This window comes from Streptomyces sp. NBC_01276 (assembly GCF_041435355.1).
GTDB lineage: Bacteria > Actinomycetota > Actinomycetes > Streptomycetales > Streptomycetaceae > Streptomyces.
The window spans coordinates 7,867,218-7,887,624 of record NZ_CP108442.1; the positions used below are offsets into that span (position 1 = coordinate 7,867,218).

The following is a 20,407-nucleotide window of genomic DNA, read 5'->3' on the forward strand; positions in this document are numbered from 1 at the left end:
CTGCCTTTTCCTTCCGCCGGCTGCGCGGGCGCGCCGGCGCGGTCGTCCGGTCATGCGGGGAGGGGGTACTTCACGGTGTTGACGAAAACGAGGCCCTGGAGGTCGAGCCGGACGGCGCGGATGCCGACGTTGGCGACGGAGTTGACCTGGACCGTGCCGACGGAGGAGATCATCGCGGCGCCCAGGGTCTTGAGGCTGAGTGCGCCGACCGCGTCCATGCTGATGGCGCCCAGCGACTTGATGTTGACGACGCCGCTGCCCTGGATGTCGAGGGGGCCGCCGCTCTTGATGGTGAGCCGGCGCCGGGCGCTGAGCGTCAGGTCGGTTCCGGCTTCGACGGACACCGAGCGGCCGCCCTTGATGGTCACCGACCCCTTGCTGTCCACGGTGATCTCCGTCTGGGTCCGGTCGAGGTTGATGGTCAGCCGGTCGTCACCGCTGGCGATGCGGACGCCTTGCCTCCGGCGGCCGGTCCGCTGGCTGAGCAGGTCGACGCGGTTGCCCTGCCGGTCGGACACCGTGTGGCGGGCGGCCTTCCGCTTCAGCCCGTCGTGCAGGGGCACGTCGTCGACCCGGGTCGGCAGGTCCCGGCCGTTGTAGAGCCCGCCGATCACGAACGGGTGGTCCAGCGCGCCCCGGTCGAAGGCGACCAGCACCTCGTCCCCGACGTCCATCGGGAAGACGCCGCCGCCGCCCACCCCGCCGGACTGCACGCTGCGGGCCCAGTCGCTCACGTACGTGTTGTCCAGCCACGGGAACTGGAGCTTGACCCGCCCCTGCTTCAGCGGGTCCTGCACGTCGGTGACGATGGCGTTCGCCACGCCGGGCAGCCGGGCGGCGCTCGTGGTGTCCGCGCCGCCCCCGCCCGATGCCAGCCCGTACAGGGAGCGCCACTGACGGCCGCTCACCGTGATCCACGACTCGTAGTGCCTGCCGTCGCCGAAGACGTGCCGCACGGAGGTGACGGTGTACTTGCCCTCGAAGGGCCTGCCCACGTCGCCGAGGGCCACGGGCACGCCCGGCCGCAGCTCGGGATTGCCGTACACGGCGACCTCCAGCTCCGCGAACGACGAGGTGACGTCGGCGGCGAGGGCTTTGGCGGCGTACTGGACCTCGTCCTGCCGGTCGTACGGCGTGGCGGTCTCGACGAGCTGCGCCGACGGGAACTTCCCGGCCGCCTGGCCCGGCGTGAGGCCGATGGAGATGCCGGGGTCGGTGGTGACCGGGGCCGTCTCGACGATCCTCTTCTTGGTGGTGACGTTCCAGCCGCGCGACTCGACCGTGCCGACCTGGTCGGCGGCGGTGACCGCCGCCCGCAGCCGGAGGATGTCGTGGCCGGCCTGGAGGACGAAGGGGCTCTTGTCACCGTCGGTCCGCGGGGACGGAGCGCCGGCCGACGGAGTCGGCGTGACGAACCGGAACTTCCCCTGGGCGTCCAGGGACATCACCATGTCGTTCTCGTCCGCGAGCCGGGAGAGGAAGTCCCAGTCGGTGACGTTGGACTGGCTGACGAAGCCGTACGTGCCCTTCGTCGACTGGATCCGGCCGATCGGCACGCCGTCCAGGGCGGCGAGCTTGCGGGCGATGTCGGAGGCCTTCTGGTTACGGTACGCGACGACACGGCGCCGGCGCATCATCCGGTGCCCGAAGTCGTAGCCGCGGATCACGGTGAAGCTTCCGGTGCCGTCGTAGTCGGCTTCCAACGCGGTGACCTCGCCGGTCAGGAGCGGCTTGCCGCCCCCCTGGCCGTCGGAGATCGGCGTGAGGACCACCCTCGTGCCGAAGGTGACGCCGAGCTTGCCGAGGACGAGGCGGTACGGATCGCGGAAGGTCAGCCGGAACGCGGCGGGCACGTTGACGCCCTGGTCGACCCAGCCCTCCACGAGCAGCGGGGCGATGTCGTCCGGGAGCTTGGCGGCACCGATCCGCACCTGCATGATGCTGGAGAACGCGGGACGCACCATCAGCGCGACACCTCCTCGGGCGCCGGCAGCACCAGCTCGGTGCCGGTCGCCAGCCGGGACGGGTCGTCGATGCCGTTGAGCTCGGCGATCGCCCGCCAGACGGTGGCCGAGCCGTACTCCCGCCACGCCAGCGACTGCAGGGAGTCGCCGGCCACCACCCGGTGCACGCGCTGCGCGGTGAGCGCGCCCGAGGTCGGGTTCTGCCCCTTGGTCTTCCCCGGGATCTCCACCAGGTGCACCTGACAGGTGGCACGGATGGGCACGCCCGTCGTGCCGAAGAGGCTGTACGAGGCCTCGACCGAGCCCACGTAGGCGACGAACCGGGCCGTGGAGAAGGACCCCCACTCGAACACCACCCACGGCGGCGACGGCTGGTCGGCGGCGATGCTCTTCGCCGTCACCTCGCAGCAGTCCAGCAGCGATTCGACCTTCTTGAGCACCGTGTTGGCGGTCGGCGCGGCCGACGAGTCCAGGAAGATCTCCAGGGTCATCTCGCGCGGCTCGGCGCCCATGAACTCCGGCTTGGAGCCGTCGCGCACGGCCATCGTCGGCGTGGCCTTCCACTGCGCCCGCTGACTCAGCGACAATTGCGCCGGATTGAACTCGAAGCCGAACGTCCGCATCAGTGCCCCGGGCGTCGTGCTCGTCCCGACCGGGGGCTCGTGGATCGCCAGCGTCGCGCGCACCAGGCTCTTGCCGGCGCCCCTGCTGCTCGTGGCCATGGGTGTGCCTCCTCTCCGCTCCGTCGCGTCTCTCGCGCCGTCAGTCCGTGAACCCGTGGTGGGCGATCTCCAGGACCTCCGTGGCCACGGCGGAGCTCGCGGGATCGAGGGTGGGGCCCTGCCAGCTCACGGGCAGGACGTCGATGAGCCCCCAGCGGGCCACCAGCGACCCGTCGGCCCGAAGCGCCGCGATCTGGGCGGTGGGCCGCTTGATCCCCGTCTGCACCGACGAGATCCACTTGGCGACCTTCGCGGTGTCCGGTGTGAGCGGCCGGGTGAGCCGGATGGTGGAGAACGTGACCCGGGTGGGCAGGTGCCACACGAAGCCGTTGTTGCCGCCCTCCTGACGCTGCTCGACCTCCACCTGCGACGACAGGCCCTCGCACCCGTTGAAGTGCCCGAGGCTCTCGCCGTCGATGGTGAGGGTGAACCAGATGGTGGACCCGGGGTCCTGGCGGGGCATCCGAGGTGGCCCTTTCTGTCGTGGTGAGGGGGCGGCGGTGGGCGCGGTCACCGATCACAGGCGGTCGGTGCGGGACCGGGAGGTCCCGGTGGGTCCGTCAGGCGCGCGGATCGCGGAGTCTGCCGATCCGCTCGCGGTCCATGCGCAGTTCGGTGCGGACGAGGCGGGTGACCCGGTCGATGATCCGGTGCACCAGCTCGTCCAGCTGGAACTCGGTCAGCTCGCGCGGATCGAACGCGCCGACGGGGACGGCGGTGTACTCGGGCGGGGACGCTCCGTGCGCCGCCGGAGGCTCGTACGGTGGCGGCGGTTCGGCCGGCGGCGCCTGCTGCGACGACGGCCGGAAGTGCCCCAGCGTCGAGGCCACGGTGGCCGACGCGGCGGCCGCGAGCGCGCCGAGGGACCGGCCGGAGCCGGAGCCGGAGCCGAAGGAGGGGAGGCGCTGGACCGTGGGCCCGGACGGCGTCGACCCCCCGGACCGTGCCCCGGCCGCGGGGACCGCGGGCAGCGCCGGAGGTGCGGCCACGGGCGGCGGACTCAGCGGCGCCACGGGGAGCGGGCCGCGCGCCACGGCGCCCGCGCCGGGCGCGGCGCGCCGGCGCAGGGGAACGCCCCGGACGGGGAAGGCCCGTTGGACGGGGAGTGCCTCGGCCCTACGGGGAGCGGCCAGTGCGGGCGGCGTCGGGGGGAGGGCCGCGGAGGGTGTGGCCGGTGTGGCGGGTGTGGCAGGCGTGGCCGGTGCCGAGGCCCGCTGGACCGGCGGGGGTGCGGAAGCACCGGCACGGGGACCGTGCTGCTCCGGCGCGGCGACCGGCGCAGTCGGGGCGGGCGTACCCGTGGACGGGGCGCCGAGCGGAAGGAACCGTCGTGTGGCCGCCGGCACGGGAGCGGAGGGGCCCGGGGAGTCGGACGTGCGGCCGGTCGCCGGGCCCGGGGCGGGGCGGGGCACCGGGGACGTCGGCACCACGGCCCCGGGCCGGGGAGCGGGGTGCGCCGGGGGAGACAGGGGCGCACCGAGCCCCGCACGTCGAGGCGCGGCACTGCGCTGCACCGGGTTCACGGGCGTGGAGCCGGGCGGGGCGGGGTCAAGGGGGCGGGGGACCGTGGTCGGGGTCCGGTCCTCCGGCGCGGGGCCGGGGGCAACGGGTCCGTGCCGAGACTCCGTACGGCCCGGGGCCGACGGGGGTACGGCCGCGGGGTCGTGGCCGACGATCGGCACCGCCGCGCGGGCGGGCGCGGGCGTGCGGGGCGTGGAACGTTGCACCGGGGGCGTCGCCGTGCCCGGACGGGCGGCCGGCGCGGCAGCGGCGCTCTGGCCGGCCCGCGACTGTTCCCGGCGGGCCGCCCGCTGCGGGATGGAGGGGGCGGCGGGCCGGTCGGCGTGCGGACCGGCGGGCACGGGTCCGGCAGGTGATGCCGCTCCCGGTGCGGCCGGGGCCGCGGCACGCCGGACGGGGGCGGTGCCGGCAACGGGCGTCGGCGCGGGAGCTTCGGACCGGGGCGTGGTGTGCGGAGTCTGTGCCGATGCCGATGCCGATGCCGATGCCGATGCCGATGCCGATGCCGATGCCGATGTTGGTGCGGGTGCGGGTGCGGGTGCGGGTGCCGGTGCCGCGGCGGTCCGTGGAGCGTCGCCCGGTACGGCCGTCGGCCGGTCGGAGCGGACGGTGGGGCGTGCCTGCGGGGCAGGGGCGTATGCCGCCGGGGCACCGCTGCGGGTGGGCGTGGGCCCGGGCGGGGGCGTGTGGGGTCGGACGGCCTCCTGTACGGAGGGCCCGGTGGCCGTGCCGTCGGACAGCGCGGAGGAGCGCCGGCCGTCCGCCGGTGCGGGCGGCGTCGCTCCGGGCCGGGGCACCGCTCGCTGCACGGGCGCACCGCTCCCGGAGGCCCGTGCCGCCGCGCTCGCGGTGGACGTCGGTGCCGGGGAGGCCGGTGCCGCCTTCCGCGTGGGGGCGGAGGCATCGGGCGCGGGCGACCCCTCTCCCGCGCCGGACGGGTTCGTGCCTGTCTCGCGGGGGCCGGTCGGTCCGTCGCGCCGGGGCGTCCGCGGTGCGGGCGCGGCGGCGGACGCTCGCGTGGGCGCGTCCTCGGGCGAGCCCGCACGTGGCGCCGTCGCGGCGGGCGGCATGCCCCGCCGTGGCGTCGTGGGCCGCGCGGTGGACACGGCCTCGGATGCCGACGACCCTCGGGTGTCCGACCCGTCGGGCGTGCCGGACGTGCCGCGCACGCCCGGGACCGCGGACGCGCGGGGTACGTCGGTGCGGGGCGCCGAGCCCTCGGGGCGGCGTACCGCCTCTCGCTGCACCGGTGCGCCAAGCCCCGTACGCCTGGCGGCCGGAGCCGCGCCCTGCGCGGAAGAGGGGCGGGGCGGGGCGCTCCGTACCGGGCTGCCCTGCACCGGCCGGTCCGGCAGGGAAGGGGACGGGGCCGGAACGGCGGAGTCGGCGGCGGAGGACGACGACGGGGCAGCGGGCGTGGCCGGGGACGGAGCGTCCCCGGAGGCGGCTGCCCCGTCAGGGCGGTCAGTGGCAGCCCGCTGCACAGGGGGCAGGGAGCCCGGGGAGGCGGCGGACGGGCCGGCGCCACCCGGGCGGCCATCGGCCGACGGGGACGTGAGGCCGGTCGCCGTCGCCGTCGCCGTCGGCACCGGAGGGGTGGTCCGGCGCGTCGCGGGCAGGGCTCGCCGGTCGGCCGCGGGCGTGGCCGGCGCCTTGGTCAGGGGCTGCCGTGTGCGGGGCGGAGCCGGAGGCACGGGCGTCACCCGGACGCCACGGTTCGCCGACGCCGACGCCGACGCCGACGCCGACGCCGACGCCGACGCCAACGCCGACGCAGACGCAGACGCAGACGCAGACGCCGACGCCGACGCCGTCCGCGCCGGGGCCGGTGCCGGGGCCTGCTCCCGCGCCGCCGCCGACGTCTGGCCGGGCGCCCGAGTCCCCGTCCGCGCCGGGGCCGGCCGGTCGCCGTGCGAGCGCGGCACCGCAGGCGACGGGGCCACGGACGCCGTCGGCACGGACCTGGCGGTCAGGGCTCCCGCGCGGACCGAGGGGGTTCCGGTCGCCGTGGGGGACGGCGTCCGTGCGGGGACCACCCGGAGCGGCGCCACCGGCATGCGTTGCACGGCGGGTGCGCCGGCCGGACGGCCCGACGGCAGTGCCGGGGCCGGCCGTTCGAGTCCCGGGACCGGGCCGGCGGACTCGGCCGGCGCTCCCGAGAGCAGGCTGCCGCCCGCCGACGGGTCCAGGACCGCGGGGGAGGACCCCCGGGTGAACGACGGGTTCTGCCAGGTCGGCAGTCGCCCGCCGAATGCGGTGTCCGCCACGCCCGCCGGTCCGTCGGCCGCCGTCCGCCGCAGCGGAGGCAGACCGACCCAGGCGGCGACGGCCACCGGGGCCGCGGCGGCCGCGGGAGCCGTACGCGAGGCGGTCCCGGCGGTCTCGGTGATCTCCGTGGTCCCCGTGCCGCGGGCGCCGCGAGCCGGGGAGCCGCCGGACGCCGTTCCGCCGTCGTCGGCGCGTCGCCCCCGCAGCCGGTCCAGGAATGCCACCCGCTCAGCCCTCCGTCGCGCCGCGCGTCACGAGGGACGCGATCTGCTCGGTGTACCGGCGCCGGTCCTGGTGCTCCAGGTCGAGGATCGCGTCCAGGCCCCAGTGGAAGTGGTAGGCGACGTACGCGATCTCCTCGTGCAGCCGGTCGGTCGCGTACGTCACGATTCCCCCAGGCGGCTCCCGCCGAGTTCCACCTCGAAGGGCTCCGCGCAGTGCGGGCACTGCACGGCCGCCCGAGTGTGGCCCTCCGCGTTGATCTGGCGGTAGAAGTCCTGGAGGAACGCCAGGTCGGAGGCGAACATGTTCTCCACGATCCCGTCGTGCACCATCGGGAGGGTGCCCAGCCGGGTGATGACCCGGCCCAGCAGTACCACCGAGAGGTACGCCGGGTTCTCCTGCACGCGCACGTCCCGCAGCGGGACCAGCTCGTCGCGCGCCGTGGACAGCCGCATGACACCGTCACGGTGCACCGTGCCCGCGTCGTCGACGTACCCGCGCGGCAGCTCGAAGGGGAACTCGGTGCGCAGCGACTGCCGTGGCACCGGGTCGGCCGGAGGGCCGGCGGGGGCGTGGTCCGGTGCGGCGGCGGGAGCGGAGTGGGGGAGCCCCGCCTCCGCCGCCGCGGTCCGCGGCGCGGTCCCGACCGAACGCCGCATTATTCGATGACCAGTTCTTCGAACACGATGGTGACGGTCTCGGTCAGCGCCGCCGCCTCACCGGCCTTCACCGTGCTCGTCTCGATCTTGCTGCACCAGGCGTTGCGCAGGTTGTAGCGCTTCACCGGGTTGTCCTGGTAGTCCATCATGATGATGGAGGCGTTCTTGCGGGCCGTACTCATCTGGCCGCGGATCGAGTCGTTGATCCACTGTGTGAACGACGTCGACTGGGTCATGCCGCGCACGACCGTGCACTGGCCGTTCTTCTGCACCCCCGGCAGCAGCGCCACCTCGGGCCGGCCCTGCGCGCTGTTCTGCTGGTAGGTGATGACGTCCTGTTCGAGGGTGAGACCGCTGACCTCGGCGAGGTACTCGACCATCACTCCGTCGATCTGGAGGCCGAAGTTGTGTGACGTGAGGGCGTCACCCGGCTGGAGGCTCATGTGTTCGCTGTCCTTCTGAAGAGGGGGGCACGGAGAGGTGACGGGCGCGGAGGAGGGCTCCGCGGCGCCCGGTTACTCCTCCAGCTCCCCGTTGCCGCTGGAGAACTGCGCCAGCCGGAAGATCACGAACTCGGCGGGCTTGACCGGCGCGATGCCGATCTCGCAGATGACCCGGCCGAGGTCGACCGACTCCGCCGGGTTCGTCTCCTCGTCGCACTTGACGTAGTACGCCTGCTCCGGGCTCTGCCCGAACAGGGCTCCGCCGCGCCACTCGTTGACCAGGAACGCGGAGACGTTGCGGCGGATGCGTGCCCAGAGGTTGTGGTCGTTCGGTTCGAACACCACCCACTGGGTGCCGATCAGGATCGACTCCTCCAGATAGTTGAAGTACCGGCGGATGTTCAGGTAGCGCCACGCCGGGTCGGAGGAGAGGGTGCGGGCGCCCCAGATGCGGATGCCACGGCCGGGGAAGGCCCGGATGCAGTTCACCCCGATCGGGTTGAGCAGGTCCTGCTCGCCGCGGGTGATCTGCAGTTCGAGGTCCACGGCCCCACGGACGACCTCGTTGGCAGGGGCCTTGTGCACACCGCGCTCGGAGTCGTTGCGGGCCCAGATGCCGGCGACGTGGCCGCTTGGCGGGACCAGGCGCGACTGCCCGGTCGCCGGATCGAAGGACTTGATCCAGGGGTAGTAGAGGGCCGCGTACTTGGAGTCGTAGTTGGCCGTCTCCTGGCGCCAGACCCGGATGTCACGGGCGTTCATGCCCGGAGGCGGATCGATGATCGCGACCCGGTCGCCCATCAGCTCGCAGTGCGCGATCAGACCGAGCTGGACCGCCTTGACGGCCTCCAGGTCGATCGCGCCGCGCTGGTAGGCGGCCATCAGGTCGGGCACGGCGACCATGGAGATCTCGTCGACGGCCTCCAGGCCGCCGAAACCCGTACGGTCGGCGGAGTCGCCGAGGTACTGCGCCGGGCCGGGGTGGGAGCCCGCGGTACGGCCGGCCGGTGCGGCCGGCTCGACGGGCGCGGGCGCCGGCGCGGGCAGCGTCACGGTCTGGTTCTCCGGACGGGCCAGCTGCGCGGACGGCGCGGCCTCGGTCACGGCGATGAGCTTGGAACGCTCCTTGACCTGCGTGACGACGTAGGAACGGCTGCCCTTCTTCGCGGTCACGTCGAAGGACTCGACCGGCTTGTCGCCGTCCTTGACGACCAGCTTGAAGCGCTCGGCGGGTCCCTCGCCCTCGGCGTCGGAGACCTCGACGGACAGCGGGCCGCCGAGGCCCTCCGCGATGGCCGCCACGGCGAAGGTACCGAGCGGGCGGGGCTCGGCGGGGGGCAGCGCGGCCGGTGCGGAGCCGCCGGTGACCGCGGCGGGTCCGGCGGCCTCCCCCCGGCCCGCCGCGTCCCCGGCGGAGCCGCCGACGCGCACGACGTACGCCGCCGAGCCACCGTTGTTGAAGAACCCGTAGACGGAGTGCGCGAGGTAGTAGCCGTCGGTGAAGTCGCCGAAGGCCGCGACGTACTGGGTCCAGTTGGTCACCAGCGTCGGCTCGTTCAGCGGGCCGGTCGGCGCCAGACCGACGAAGGCGGCCACCGATGTGCCGACCCCCTCGATCGGGCGGGAACCGCTCGCCACCTCCTCGACGTAGACGCCGGGCGACAGATAGGACGGCATGCTCTGCTCTCCTCGGATTCGAGACAGGACACCCCCACCTTGAGCGCGCGCGGCGCCCGTCGAAACGTCCCCCGGTACCCGGACGGGGGCACTCTCCTTGCCCCCTCCGCTGCCTGGAGGGGCAGATCCCGGGCACCCGGCGGCGGGGGCGGCGGGGACCGTCCCGGCTGCCACGGGCCGCACGGCCCGCGCGTCCGGGCAACCGGCGGGATCCCGGGGCAACGCACCCTGCCCCGGGGGCTCCTGTCCGCGAGCCCCGGCGGAACTAGCGTGCCGGGGTGAGCCTTTGGACTTCCCTGGAACCCTCCTCCGTCACCGTCGACCCCGGGAGCAGTACGCGGGTGCGTCTGCGCGTGCGCAACAACGGCGACGTGGTGGACGAATACCGCTTCGAGCCCGTCGGCGACGTGGCGCCCTGGACGACGGTGGAGCCGACGACCCTGCGGTTGTACCCGGGCACCACGGGGACGGTCGAGCTGACGTTCGCGCCGCCCCGGACCCCCGACGCCACGGCCGGGCCCAACCCGTACGCGGTGCGGATCACGCCGACCGAGCACCCCGAGGCCGTGACGGTTCCGGAGGGGAACCTGACGATCACCCCGTTCGCCGAGGTGCGCGCGGAACTCGTGCCGCCGACCGTCAAGGGCCGCCTGCGCGGACGCCCGAGACTGGCGGTGGACAACCTCGGCAACACCAAGGTGACGGCGTCGGTCACGGGCGGCGACAACGGGGACCACCTCGCGTACGAACTCCGCCCCGGGAACGTCCAGATCGACCCCGGACGGGCCGCGTTCGTCGACACGACCCTGCGCCCCCGGCAGATCATCTGGTTCGGCTCCAAGGAAGAACGGCCCTACACCCTCACGGTGCGCCGCTCCGGCACCGAGCCGCTGGAGGTCGAGGGGACCTACGTCCAGCGCGGCTTCCTCCCGCGCTGGCTGGCCACCTTCTTCGGGCTCCTCCTCGCCCTGGGCATCGCGTTCGTGATGATCTGGATCTCCTACAAGCCGCAGGTCCGCACCGAGGCCACCGAGGTCCCCGAGCAGGCCGGCGCCATTCTGCCCACCACCCCGCCCCTCTCCGCGCCACCCCCGCCGCCGTCGCCCGGCGCCGAACCCGAACCGCAGCAGAGCGAGAAGCCCGAGGACGACGGCGGTGGCGGGGGTGGGGGCGGGCAGTCCCCGGAGCCCGAGGGACCGCCGCCCGTCGTGCCCGCCGAGAAGGTCCTGCTGCGCAACTCCGCCACCCGCATGTGCGCCGATCTGCCGGGCAACGACAAGGGCCAGGTCAACATGGCCGTCCAGCAGGCCGGCTGCGCCGGCACCGCCTCGGACAACCAGCTGTGGAACCTTGAGGTGAAGTACCCGAAGCTCGGCCCCGGCGGCACGCCGCTCTTCCAGATCCGCAACGTCAAGGACCAGTTCTGCATGGACCTCGGCGAGTACGGCGGCCGGCCCGTGGGCACCGGCATCGGCGAGTTCCACTGCGACGGCACCACCGCCGACAACCAGCTGTGGTGGATCGACCCGCAGGACAACGGCGACTACTGGATCCGCAACTACGCCAGCAACGGCAGGTGCCTGAACGTGAACGGCGGGGCGATCGTCGGGGACCGGCTGAACATCTCCGACTGCAGCAACACCGGCAACCAGGAGTGGAAGATCGTCCACCCCAAGAACGACTGAGGCACGCGGCGGCCGGGACCGGTGACCGCCCCGCCGGACGCCCCGTAGGGCCGGGGCCGCCCGTCCCGGCCGCCGGTCCCGGCCGCCGGTCCCGGCCGCCGGATCACCAGCCGCCCTCGCCCGGCACCAGCCGCCCCGCCTTGCGGTACTCCCGCCGAGCGCCCTCCAGCAGGTCGTCGGCGGTCACCTCGCCGCCGCGCCCGGCGGCGAGATAGGCGGCCGTGACCACCGCGCCGCGGATGGAACCGCCCGCCAGCTCGAAGTCACGGGCCAGTGGGGCCGCGTCGATGCCGTCGGCGGACGGTACGTGTGCCAGCCCGTGCCGCCACAGCGCGAGGCGCTGTCCGGCGTCCGGGAACGGGAAGTCGACCACCAGGTCCAGCCGCCGGGTGAACGCCGCGTCGATGTTCGCGCGGAGGTTGGTGGTGAGCAGCGCGATGCCGTCGAACGACTCCAGCCGCTGGAGCAGGTAGGAGCTCTCCATGTTGGCGTAGCGGTCGTGGGCGTCCTTGACCTCGGAGCGCTTGCCGAAGACGGCGTCGGCCTCGTCGAAGAGCAGGACCGCGTCGGTGCGGTCCGCCTCCGTGAAGATCCGCTCCAGGTTCTTCTCGGTCTCGCCGACGTACTTGTCCACGACCGACGACAGCTGGACCACGTACAGGTCGAGACCGAGGTCGGCCGCGACGACCTCCGCCGACAGCGTCTTTCCGGTACCGGACTCCCCGGCGAACAGGCCGAGGACGCCCCGGCCGCGCCCGCCGCCTGCGCTGAGCCGCCAGTCGCCGAGCACCCGGTCGCGGTGGCGGGCCCGCAGGGCCAGTTCGCGCAGCTGCCCCAGGGGCCCTTCGGGCAGGACCAGGTCCCCCCAGCCCACGGCCGGCCGGATGCGCCGGGTATGGCTCTCCAGCCCCGAGGCCGACTGCCGGCGCGCCGCGCGCCGCACATGGGCGGCGGTGACCGGACCGCCGTCGAAGGCGGCCAGCGCCCGCGCGGCCCGCGCCGCCCGCCGCACGCGGTCCCCGCCCAGGCGGTACGGGGCGACCGTCGTGGCCAGGTCGAAGCCGTCGGCCTCCGCGCCCAGCACGGCCCGCCAGGCGGCCGTCCCGCCGTCCCGGCGGCCCGGCGCGTCCAGGACCAGCGGGTCCTCGGGACACCAGTACGGGTCGTACGGGCGGGGGTCGGCCAGCAGCACGGTCACGTCCGGCGCGGCGGCGAGCGCCCGCACCAGCGGGCCGGGCCGCTCGGGCAGGGCCGGCACGACGACGGCCCGGCCGCTCAGACGGGCCTCGCGCAGCAACCCGGCGACGTGCTCGTCGCGCAGGTCGCAGCACATCCCGTCCAGGCCCGCGGCGCGCAGGGCCTCGGCGTACACGGCCAGGCCGTCACCCTCGCGCTGTTCCCGCAGGTAGACGATGGCGGGGCCGGACGCCAGCAAATCCGCGAGCCGGTGGGTGAACTGATCGGCGGCCGTGTCGGACGGCAGGGGTTCCGGCATCGGGCGCAGCAGCGCGAGCAGCGCGGCGTCCGGGGTGTCGTCGCCGAGGAGGTGCCCGACCAGCCGGTCGGGCACGCGCAGCGAACGCGTCAGGAAGGGGCGTTCGGGCTCGTCGACCTCCAGCAGGCCGAGGGCGGCGAGGGGCGCGCGGACGTGCAGCCGGGCCCGGGCCGCGGCGGACTGCGCGGGCACCCCGCACAGGTCGAGGGCGAGGCCGACGGTGGCCCGGCGCCTGCTCACGTCGTCGTTGAGGTAGCCGTAGAGCGGTTCGAAGGTCCGGTCGACGTCGGGAGCGAGGGCGACGAGCAGGACGGCGACGTCGAGCGAAGTCAGTCCCGAACGTGCGGCCAGCCGGGCCAGCCGGTCGTCGGGGCCGGGAGCGGGCTCCTCGTCGACGGCCCGACCGGTGCCGGAGCCGGGGCCGGCAGGCCGGGATTCGGTCCCGCCGCCCGTCGACGTGGGCCAGGTGCCGAGGAGATGGCGCACCGCCTCCTCGGAAAGGTAGAGGCCGCGCAGGGGGTCGTCGGCGGTGGGATCGCCGGCCGCCCGCCGTTCGGCCAGCGCCGAGACCCGCCCGCGCAGCCCGTCGAGGCGGGCGAGCAACGCGCGGGCGGGGCCGTCGGCGCCGCCGGGCGGTGCCTCGGCGCCGGCCGTCAGCGGATCAGCTGCCGAGACGGCGTACGGGGCGCTCATCGCTCCTCCGGGCCGCCGGATCCGGCCTGCGTCTCCTGGCGGGAGGCGGCGTTCTTGCGGGCGGCCCGTGCCGCCCGGGCGGCCGCCACCTGGTGGGGACGGTGCGAACGCCCCCCGGACGCCGCCGGGTCGCCGTCCACACCGCCCACCCGGACGGTCGCGCCCTCGGTGACCGGCGGCCCCGCGTCGTACTCCGGGAAGGCCGGGAAGGGCGCGGTCACCACCAGGTCGAGAGAGGGCTTCAGCTCGCCGCCCAGAGCGGACCAGATCTCGGCGAGCGACCGCGACTCCGTCTGGATGCCGGCCACCGTCAGCGGCACGGAGAGGCCCAGCGCGCGCAGGGAGCCCGGAAGTTCCTCCGGGGGCAGCACCTCACGGGGCAGCAGCGTCGCGAGCACGGCGGAGAGCAGCCGGTGCTCGTCCTGCGGGGTCTTCGTCCACGCCGTCACCAGGTACGACAGCCGGAACCAGCGCGGCGGCTGGCTCCGCCGCACGACCACGTCGCGCTCGTCGCGCACCGCGACGTGGCCGCGCTGACGCCGGGCCACGTCCTCCCGGATGTCGTACAGATACGTGTTGACCACAGGGGCGTTGCGCCGGGCCGCCCAGTCACGGGTCGGTGCCTCGAAGGACACCTCGATTCCCGACCCCGTCAACGCCCCGCCGCCCAGCAGGCCCTTGAGTACCTCGTCCACCTCGTGGATCACGCCTGCGCTCCCGCTCTGCCCGCACGGCCGATTCCGCCCGGCACGTCGTCCGCCGCCGATCGTCCCCCGGGAGCCCGCCCGGGCCGCAGGGGCACGGGGGACGGCCGCCGGGCAGTCCGCGCTGCCCCGGCGGACACGCCAGGCCGCCTCCGGCTGCCCGGACGGTCAGATGTAGCCTTCCCTCAGGGCAAAAGCCACGGCGTGCGCGCGATTGCGCAGGTGGAGCCGCGTGGTGAGCCCGTGCATGACGTTCTTGACGGTCCGTTCGGAGTAGGAGAGCTTGCCCGCGATCTCACCGGTGTCGAGGCCCTCGGAGATCAGACGCAGGACGTCCACCTCACGCGGGGTGAGCCCGAGGGTCGGCGGCCCGGTCCGGCCCGCCGCACCCCGGTGCAGCGTGCCCACCTGCTGGATGAGCCGGCCGAGCAGATCGGCGGGCAGATCGCCGTCACCGCGGGACGCCGCCAGCACCGCCTGCACCAGCCGCTCGGCGGTGGCCTCGTGGCGCCAGACGATCGTGCCGACACCGCACTCCACCACGTCCAGCAGCTCGTTCTCCCGCATGGAGGTCACCACGAGCACGGCGCGCGCCCCCTCGCTGCGCACGATCCGGCGCAGCCGGGTCAGCGCCGCCTCGTCGAGCGCGTCCTCCACGAGCAGGGCCACCGTGCCCGGACCGGACTCCTCGCGCAGCTCGATCTCCGGGTGTCTGCGCAACTGGCCGACCGCGCCCTCGTGGCTGATCGGGTCCGCGGCGCACACCGCCACGGGGACGCGCCGGTCCACGGAACCGGCGTTCGGGCCCGTGCCCGGAGAGGACGTGGTCACGGTCGGGGGTGAGTTGAGCAAGCGTTTCCCCTGTTCAGCGGCCGACGCGCGAGGCGGGCCGGTAGCGGATGAGCACCTTCAACCCTTCTGCGGGCACCGCCGGGACCGCAATCGTGGAGCACCACGAGCCGCACCACGAGACCGTCGCGGCGAACACCACGAGGCGGGTCCGCCTCCGCGCGCGTTCGCGCAGTTCACGACGGGTCCCATCGGCATCGGGGCAGGGGTCCGGGGCCGACAGTGAGGTACGCCACTTCACAGGACCGCGACACGGATTCCGGCGTCTCCACCGGCGGGAAGCACACCATTCACCACGGGAGGCACCGATGACAGGACCGCTCCGCGAACGCGACGGTGCCCGGGAGCTGCTCGCGGCCGAGACGGAGCGGGCCCGCGCCGGGTCCGGCGGCCTGGTGCTGCTCCAGGGAGCCACCGGCACCGGCCGGACCTCCGTGCTGGAGGACGCCGTACGTGACGCCGCGGGGCGCGGCCTGCGGGTGCTGCGGACCCGGTGCTCGCCGGAGGACAGTGGTGTGCCGTTCGCCACGGTTCTGCAACTCCTGGCACCCGTGCCGGACTTCACCGACCTCGTACCCGACCCCGACGACCGGGGGAGCGCCGCCCGGCTGTGGCGGCTGCTGTACGCGTACGCGGCCGAGGGTCCGCTGCTGCTGGCGGTCGACGACGTCCACCTGGCCGACGCCCCGTCACTCCGCTGGCTGCGGGAGGCGGTGCGCCGCATCGACCGATTACCGGTGCTGCTCGTGGCGAGCGAACGCAGCCAGTACGACATCGACCCACGGGGCGCGGGGCTCGCCCAATCCCTGCCCCCCTCCCTCGTCCGCACCCACACCATCGCCCCGCTCGGTGACACGGCCGCCGCGGAGCTCGTCCGCGCCGCGTTCCCGGCGGCCGGACCCGAATGGACGGCGGAGTGCGTACGGGCGGGGACGGGCAACCCGATGCTCCTGCACGCCCTGCTCGACGACCTCGGCGGTCCGCGGCCGGCCGGCCCCGTGGCGGCGGACGCGGCTCCGCCGCTGCCGGACACCTGCGCCGCGCTGTACCCCGGGAGCTATCCGGCGGCGGTCTCGTGGTGGCTGAACAGCGCGGGTGCGGCGACGGCCGATGTGGCCCGGTGCCTCGCGGCACTGGAGGAGGCCTGGCCGCAGGAGTCGGAAGGGACACAAGAGGTACAAGAGGCACAAGAGACACAAGAGGCAGAAGAGACGTCGGAGACAGCAGGGGCGCAGGGCACCCGGGAGGCACCGCAACAGTGGACCGGGGGCGGCACGGCCGACCCGGTGGGTCCGGACGTGGCCGGGACGCTGGCCGAGGCGGCCGGTGCGGATCCCGCACGGGTCACGGGCTGGCTCACCGCGATGACCCGCATCGGACTCCTGCGCCCGGACTCCGCCGGCCGGCCCCGCTTCGCCCACCGGCTCCTGCGGGACGCCGTGCTGACCGGCTGGCCGACGGCCCGGCGCGGGGCGGCGCACCTGGTGGCCGCGGAGGCGATCCTGCGGCGCGGCGAACGCGTCGAGGCGGTCGCCGCCCATCTGCTGCGCGCGCCGGGCGTCGGCCTGCCCTGGGCCCTGCGCGTGCTGCGCGACGCGGCGACGGTCGCGGTGCACGACGCCCGCCCCGGCGCCGCCGCCCGCTATCTGCGCCGCGCCCTGGACGAACCGCTCTCCGACGGCCGGCGCCAGCAACTGCTGACCGAGCTGGGCTCGCTGGAGTACGCCTCGGCCGACGGCGCGGTGGGCATCGCACGCCTGGCGGAGGCACAGCACCTGCACGCCGCCCCCCGCGACCGGGTGCGCGCGGCCGTCGCCCTCGGCACCGCCCTGGTCGGCCGCGGCGAGGTCACCACCGCGCTGGAGGTGCTGCGGCGCACGGAGGGCAGCCTGGACGGACATCCGGGACTCACCCGCACCGTGCGGACCGCCACCGCCCTGCTGTCCGACGCCGACCTCGCCACCCGTCAGGAGACCTACCGCAGGCTTTCCGAGAGCGGCCGGCACGCGCCGGAACTCGTCGGCACCGCCAGCCGGGCCCTGCTGGTGCGGTACGAGGCCACGGCCGGCCTGATCTCGGCGGGCGAGGCCATGATCCGCGTACGGGCCCTGCTCGCCAAGCCCTCCGACCCGCTGGCCGAGCCGTTCCTGCTGGGAACGGCGGCGGCGGTCGCCGAGTGGGCCGACGAACTCGACGAGGCCGAGCGGCTCGTGGACCGCGGTCTGGCCGGCTGCCGGCACCCGGCCCTGCTCCACCCCATGGAGGACGCGCTGCTCAACACCCGTGCCGACATCGCCGCGGCCCGCGGCGACGTCGCCCGGCTGATCTCCGTGCGCGGCGACGGAGCGGCCGTCGCGGCGCGCGCCCAGAGCGGACCCTCCAACCGGGACGCCCACGTACTGATGGCACTGGTACACGCGGGGCGCTCCGAGGAGGCCGGACGGCTCGCCGACGCCTTCGACCTGAGCCGGGCCCCGGAATCATGGCAGCTGAACCGTTTCCTCTACGCGCGGGGAGTGCAGCGCCTCGCCGCCGGAGACCCGGCGGGCGCGCTCCACGACTTCCTGGAGTGCGGCCGCCGCCAGACGGCCCGGGAGGTGCTCAGCCCGGTCGTCACCCCCTGGCGGACGGCGGTCGCCCAGTGCCGCCTCGCACTCGGCGGCGGCCAGGAGGCCCTCGCGCTGGCCACCGAGGAACTGCGGCTGGCCCGGGTGTGGAACACCCCGCGCACGGTGGGTCGCGCACTGCGCGTCCTCGGCAGCGCGACCGGCGGCCGCCGCGGACTGCACCTCGCCGAGGAGGCGGTCGACACCCTCAGGGACGCGCCCGCCGACGCCGGCATGGAACTGGTCGAGGCCCTCCTCGCCCACGGCCGTCAGCTGCTCGCCGCCGGCGAACGCGCACGCGCCCGGGACCGGCTGCGCGAGGCGGCGGACCTGGCGGAACGCAAGGGCGGCCTGAGGCTGCTCGCCCTGGCCGAGCAGGCCCTGCGCGAGGGCGGCGCCCGGGTCCCGGCCGCGGCCCGGACCGGCTCGGGGGCCCTGACCGCCAGCGAGCGCCGCATCGCGGAACTGGCCGCGGCGGGGCGGACGAACACCGAGATCGCCGACCTGCTGCACCTGGCCCGCCGCACCGTGGAGACGCACCTGACGAGCAGCTACCGAAAACTGGGCATACGCCGCAGGGCGGAACTCCCCGCCACCCTGGACGGCCCCCGCTCCCCGGCCGCGGCCATCCCGGACCCGATCTGACACCGGGCCGGGCTCTTCCGGGTGAGGGGGTCCGCGTCGGGCGGACGGGCCGTTCACGGGCCAATGCCGGGCGGGGGGCTGTCGGTGCCGGCTCCTATGATCCACGTCATGCGCGAGTACTTCACGGCGGACGGGCGGAAGCTGTCGTACCTGGACTTCGGTGGTCCGGGGAGACCGCTGCTGGCCCTGCACGGGCACTACAACGAGGCGTCGGCGTTCGCCCCGCTCGCGGAGGCGTTGGCGCCACGGTGGCGGGTGATCGCGCTCGACCAGCGCGGACACGGAGAATCCGACCGCGCCCCCGCCTACGGGAGGGACGACTACGTATCCGATGTCGTCGCCCTCCACCGGCACCTGGGGGCCGGGCCGGTGCCGGTGCTGGGGCACTCCCTGGGCGGGGTGAACGCCTACCAGTTCGCCGCCCGGCACCCGGACAGGGTCAGTGGGCTGATCGTGGAGGACATAGGCGCGGCAGTCCACTGCGACTGGTCGTTCACCACGCGCCTTCCCCCCACCGCACCGTCCCGCGTGGCGCTGGTCTCCGCCCTCGGCGCGGCGGCGCCCTATCTGGAGTGCTCGTTCAGGCAGGGCGACCGGGGCTGGGGCTTCTCCTTCGGGATCGACGACACCGTCGCCTCCCAGAAGGCGCTCAACGGTGATCACTGGGACGACTGGACGGCGGTGTCCTGCCCCACCCTGCTGGTCCATGGAACGGAGAGCGACGAGTTGACGGCGGATCACGCCCGGGACATGGTCGCCCGCCGCGGCCGGCGGACCCGCCTCGTCGAGCTGCCGGCCGGTCACGTCGTGCACCACGACGCTCCGGAGCGGTTCGCCGCCGAGGTCGGAGCCTTTCTGTCGGAGGCCTGCTGAGACCCGGAGAACCCGCCTTCACCGGTCGTCGGACCAGGTGCGAGGGGGGCCGGGGGCGGCTCCGTCACCGCATGCGGCTACACTGGGCCACTGCGAAGGGGAGTAGCCCCGCAATACCGGTCGTCGACACACTGGAACCTCCGGGTTCCCGGTGGCCGGGCCCGCGCCCGATGGGGATGCGGGTGGGCGAGACCTTCGGCCCATTGTCGACGACATCAGATGCGCGTCGGCGGGGTCGAAGCTGCCGCCGCCCCCCGCGCTGGTCGTCCTCGATGCCCGTCGGTGCGGGAAATCCGGACGGTTCCTGTGATCCATTTCGTACTGCTCATCGTGTGTGCGGGGGCGATCTACCTCTCCTGTGAGTGGTTCGTCAATGCCGTGGAGTGGCTGGGCGAGCGCCTCAACGTCGGAAAGATGGCGGTCGGCACCATCCTGGCCGCCTTCGGTACCGCTCTGCCCGAATCGGTGGTGACGCTGGTCGCGGTGACCACCGGCGCCACCGACGAGGCGAAGCAGACCGGCGTCGGCGCCGCGATGGGCGGGCCGCTCGCCCTGGCCACCATCGCCTACGGGGTGACCGGCGTGATGTTGCTCCTCAAGCGCCGCAGGCAGCGCCTGGAGGTTCCGGTACCGGCGGGCACACCGCAGAACGGGCCGGGTAACGGGCCGGGCGACGAGACGCTCGGCAGCCCGAAGGACATGGAACGGCTGGCCAAGGACCAGAAGTGGTTCCTGCCCATCTTCTTCCTGAAGGTCGCCCTCGGTCTGGTCGCCTTCGCGTTCAAGCCGGCCCTGGGCGTGCTGTTCTTCGCCGCGTACGCGGTCTACTTCTGGCGCGAGATCCGTAGCAGCCGCGCCGACGACGACACCGATGAGGACGAAGCACTGGAGCCGCTGAAGCTCCAGCCCAAGGCGGCCTCTCCGGCCACCTGGGCCGTGGCCGTCCAGACTCTGGCCACCCTTGTCGTGATCTTCATCGCCGCGCACTTCTTCGTGAAGCAGCTCGATGCCATCGGTCCGATGCTGGGCTTGTCGGCGACGGTCACCGCCCTGCTGCTCTCGCCGATCGCCACCGAGCTCCCCGAGATCATGAACGCGCTGATATGGGTCCGTCAGGGCAAGACCAAGCTGGCCCTCGCCAACATCTCCGGCTCGATGATGATCCAGGCCACCGTTCCCAGCGGCATCGGCCTGATCTTCACCAGCTGGCACTTCGACGGCCCCCTGCTGTGGTCCGGGATCATCACCATCGCGGCGATCACCTATCTGCTGCTGACCATGCGTGCGCACCGGCTGACTCCGGCCCGGCTGGCGGTGGCCGCCGGGTTCTACGCGGTCTTCGCCATCGGACTCGTCCCCGTCCTCGGCTGACCGCTGCGGA

15 protein-coding genes are annotated in these 20,407 nt (G+C 74.5%); 4 read left to right on the forward strand and 11 right to left on the reverse strand.

Features of this window, described 5'->3' with window-relative positions; all coding sequences use genetic code 11:
* Nucleotides 1–50: 50 nt before the first annotated feature.
* From OG295_RS35300 to OG295_RS35335, 8 genes are all read right to left on the reverse strand, one after another.
* Nucleotides 51–1,964 (reverse strand): VgrG-related protein, encoded by a 1,914-nt coding sequence (locus OG295_RS35300; protein ID WP_371680727.1) that lies wholly within the window; start codon nt 1,962–1,964, stop codon nt 51–53.
* Entirely contained in the window at nt 1,964–2,686 is a 723-nt protein-coding gene (locus tag OG295_RS35305; protein ID WP_371680729.1) for a LysM peptidoglycan-binding domain-containing protein, read from the reverse strand. Before OG295_RS35305 ends, OG295_RS35300 begins: the two co-directional genes overlap by 1 nt.
* Nucleotides 2,687–2,726: 40 nt before the next feature.
* Nucleotides 2,727–3,149, reverse strand: coding sequence for a phage tail protein (locus tag OG295_RS35310; RefSeq protein WP_371680730.1), 423 nt, complete (start codon nt 3,147–3,149; stop codon nt 2,727–2,729).
* 97 nt (nt 3,150–3,246) lie between these two features.
* Complete coding sequence (locus tag OG295_RS35315) at nt 3,247–3,675, reverse strand: hypothetical protein (protein WP_371680731.1); 429 nt, start codon at nt 3,673–3,675, stop codon at nt 3,247–3,249.
* A 3,028-nt stretch (nt 3,676–6,703) separates the two neighbouring features.
* Complete coding sequence (locus OG295_RS35320) at nt 6,704–6,862, reverse strand: DUF6760 family protein (RefSeq protein WP_187743631.1); 159 nt, start codon at nt 6,860–6,862, stop codon at nt 6,704–6,706.
* Nucleotides 6,859–7,356, reverse strand: coding sequence for a hypothetical protein (locus tag OG295_RS35325; RefSeq protein WP_371680732.1), 498 nt, complete (start codon nt 7,354–7,356; stop codon nt 6,859–6,861). Before OG295_RS35325 ends, OG295_RS35320 begins: the two co-directional genes overlap by 4 nt.
* Entirely contained in the window at nt 7,356–7,799 is a 444-nt protein-coding gene (locus OG295_RS35330; RefSeq protein ID WP_266844631.1) for a phage tail protein, read from the reverse strand. Before OG295_RS35330 ends, OG295_RS35325 begins: the two co-directional genes overlap by 1 nt.
* 72 nt (nt 7,800–7,871) lie before the next feature.
* Nucleotides 7,872–9,476 (reverse strand): phage tail sheath subtilisin-like domain-containing protein, encoded by a 1,605-nt coding sequence (locus OG295_RS35335; protein WP_371680734.1) that lies wholly within the window; start codon nt 9,474–9,476, stop codon nt 7,872–7,874.
* Nucleotides 9,477–9,754: 278 nt separating this feature from the next.
* Here OG295_RS35335 and OG295_RS35340 point away from each other — a divergent pair, with 278 nt between their 5' ends.
* Nucleotides 9,755–11,161, forward strand: a complete 1,407-nt coding sequence (locus OG295_RS35340; RefSeq protein ID WP_371680735.1) for an RICIN domain-containing protein — start codon at nt 9,755–9,757, stop codon at nt 11,159–11,161.
* Nucleotides 11,162–11,264: 103 nt separating this feature from the next.
* On the opposite strand, the gene OG295_RS35345 is transcribed toward OG295_RS35340, so the two are convergent.
* From OG295_RS35345 to OG295_RS35355, 3 genes are all read right to left on the reverse strand, one after another.
* Nucleotides 11,265–13,349, reverse strand: coding sequence for an ATP-binding protein (locus OG295_RS35345; RefSeq protein WP_371680736.1), 2,085 nt, complete (start codon nt 13,347–13,349; stop codon nt 11,265–11,267).
* Nucleotides 13,346–14,056, reverse strand: coding sequence for a DUF4255 domain-containing protein (locus tag OG295_RS35350; protein WP_371680737.1), 711 nt, complete (start codon nt 14,054–14,056; stop codon nt 13,346–13,348). The genes OG295_RS35345 and OG295_RS35350 overlap by 4 nt, the downstream gene beginning before the upstream one ends.
* Nucleotides 14,057–14,221: 165 nt before the next feature.
* On the reverse strand, nt 14,222–14,884 hold the full coding sequence (locus OG295_RS35355) for a LuxR C-terminal-related transcriptional regulator (protein ID WP_371680738.1): 663 nt from the start codon (nt 14,882–14,884) through the stop codon (nt 14,222–14,224).
* A 326-nt stretch (nt 14,885–15,210) separates the two neighbouring features.
* On the opposite strand from OG295_RS35355, the gene OG295_RS35360 reads away from it, so the two are divergent.
* The 3 genes from OG295_RS35360 (at nt 15,211) to OG295_RS35370 (ending at nt 20,397) form a co-directional block, all read left to right on the forward strand.
* Complete coding sequence (locus tag OG295_RS35360) at nt 15,211–18,153, forward strand: AAA family ATPase (RefSeq protein WP_371680739.1); 2,943 nt, start codon at nt 15,211–15,213, stop codon at nt 18,151–18,153.
* Between the two features lie 108 nt (nt 18,154–18,261).
* Nucleotides 18,262–19,026: an alpha/beta fold hydrolase gene (locus OG295_RS35365; protein WP_371680741.1), complete on the forward strand. Its 765-nt coding sequence runs from the start codon at nt 18,262–18,264 to the stop codon at nt 19,024–19,026.
* Between the two features lie 306 nt (nt 19,027–19,332).
* Nucleotides 19,333–20,397 carry a sodium:calcium antiporter gene (locus OG295_RS35370; protein ID WP_371680742.1) on the forward strand — a complete coding sequence of 355 codons (1,065 nt, stop codon included), beginning with the start codon at nt 19,333–19,335 and terminating at the stop codon, nt 20,395–20,397.
* The last annotated feature ends 10 nt before the right edge of the window (nt 20,398–20,407 follow it).

Coding starts and splice junctions, on each gene's coding strand:
- OG295_RS35305 (WP_371680729.1), bottom strand. CDS start 2,686: ATGGCCACGAGCAGCAGGGGCGCCGGCAAGAGCCTGGTGCGCGCGACG.
- OG295_RS35300 (WP_371680727.1), bottom strand. CDS start 1,964: ATGGTGCGTCCCGCGTTCTCCAGCATCATGCAGGTGCGGATCGGTGCC.
- OG295_RS35365 (WP_371680741.1), top strand. CDS start 18,262: ATGCGCGAGTACTTCACGGCGGACGGGCGGAAGCTGTCGTACCTGGAC.
- OG295_RS35360 (WP_371680739.1), top strand. CDS start 15,211: ATGACAGGACCGCTCCGCGAACGCGACGGTGCCCGGGAGCTGCTCGCG.
- OG295_RS35345 (WP_371680736.1), bottom strand. CDS start 13,349: ATGAGCGCCCCGTACGCCGTCTCGGCAGCTGATCCGCTGACGGCCGGC.
- OG295_RS35335 (WP_371680734.1), bottom strand. CDS start 9,476: ATGCCGTCCTATCTGTCGCCCGGCGTCTACGTCGAGGAGGTGGCGAGC.
- OG295_RS35330 (WP_266844631.1), bottom strand. CDS start 7,799: ATGAGCCTCCAGCCGGGTGACGCCCTCACGTCACACAACTTCGGCCTC.
- OG295_RS35325 (WP_371680732.1), bottom strand. CDS start 7,356: ATGCGGCGTTCGGTCGGGACCGCGCCGCGGACCGCGGCGGCGGAGGCG.
- OG295_RS35310 (WP_371680730.1), bottom strand. CDS start 3,149: ATGCCCCGCCAGGACCCCGGGTCCACCATCTGGTTCACCCTCACCATC.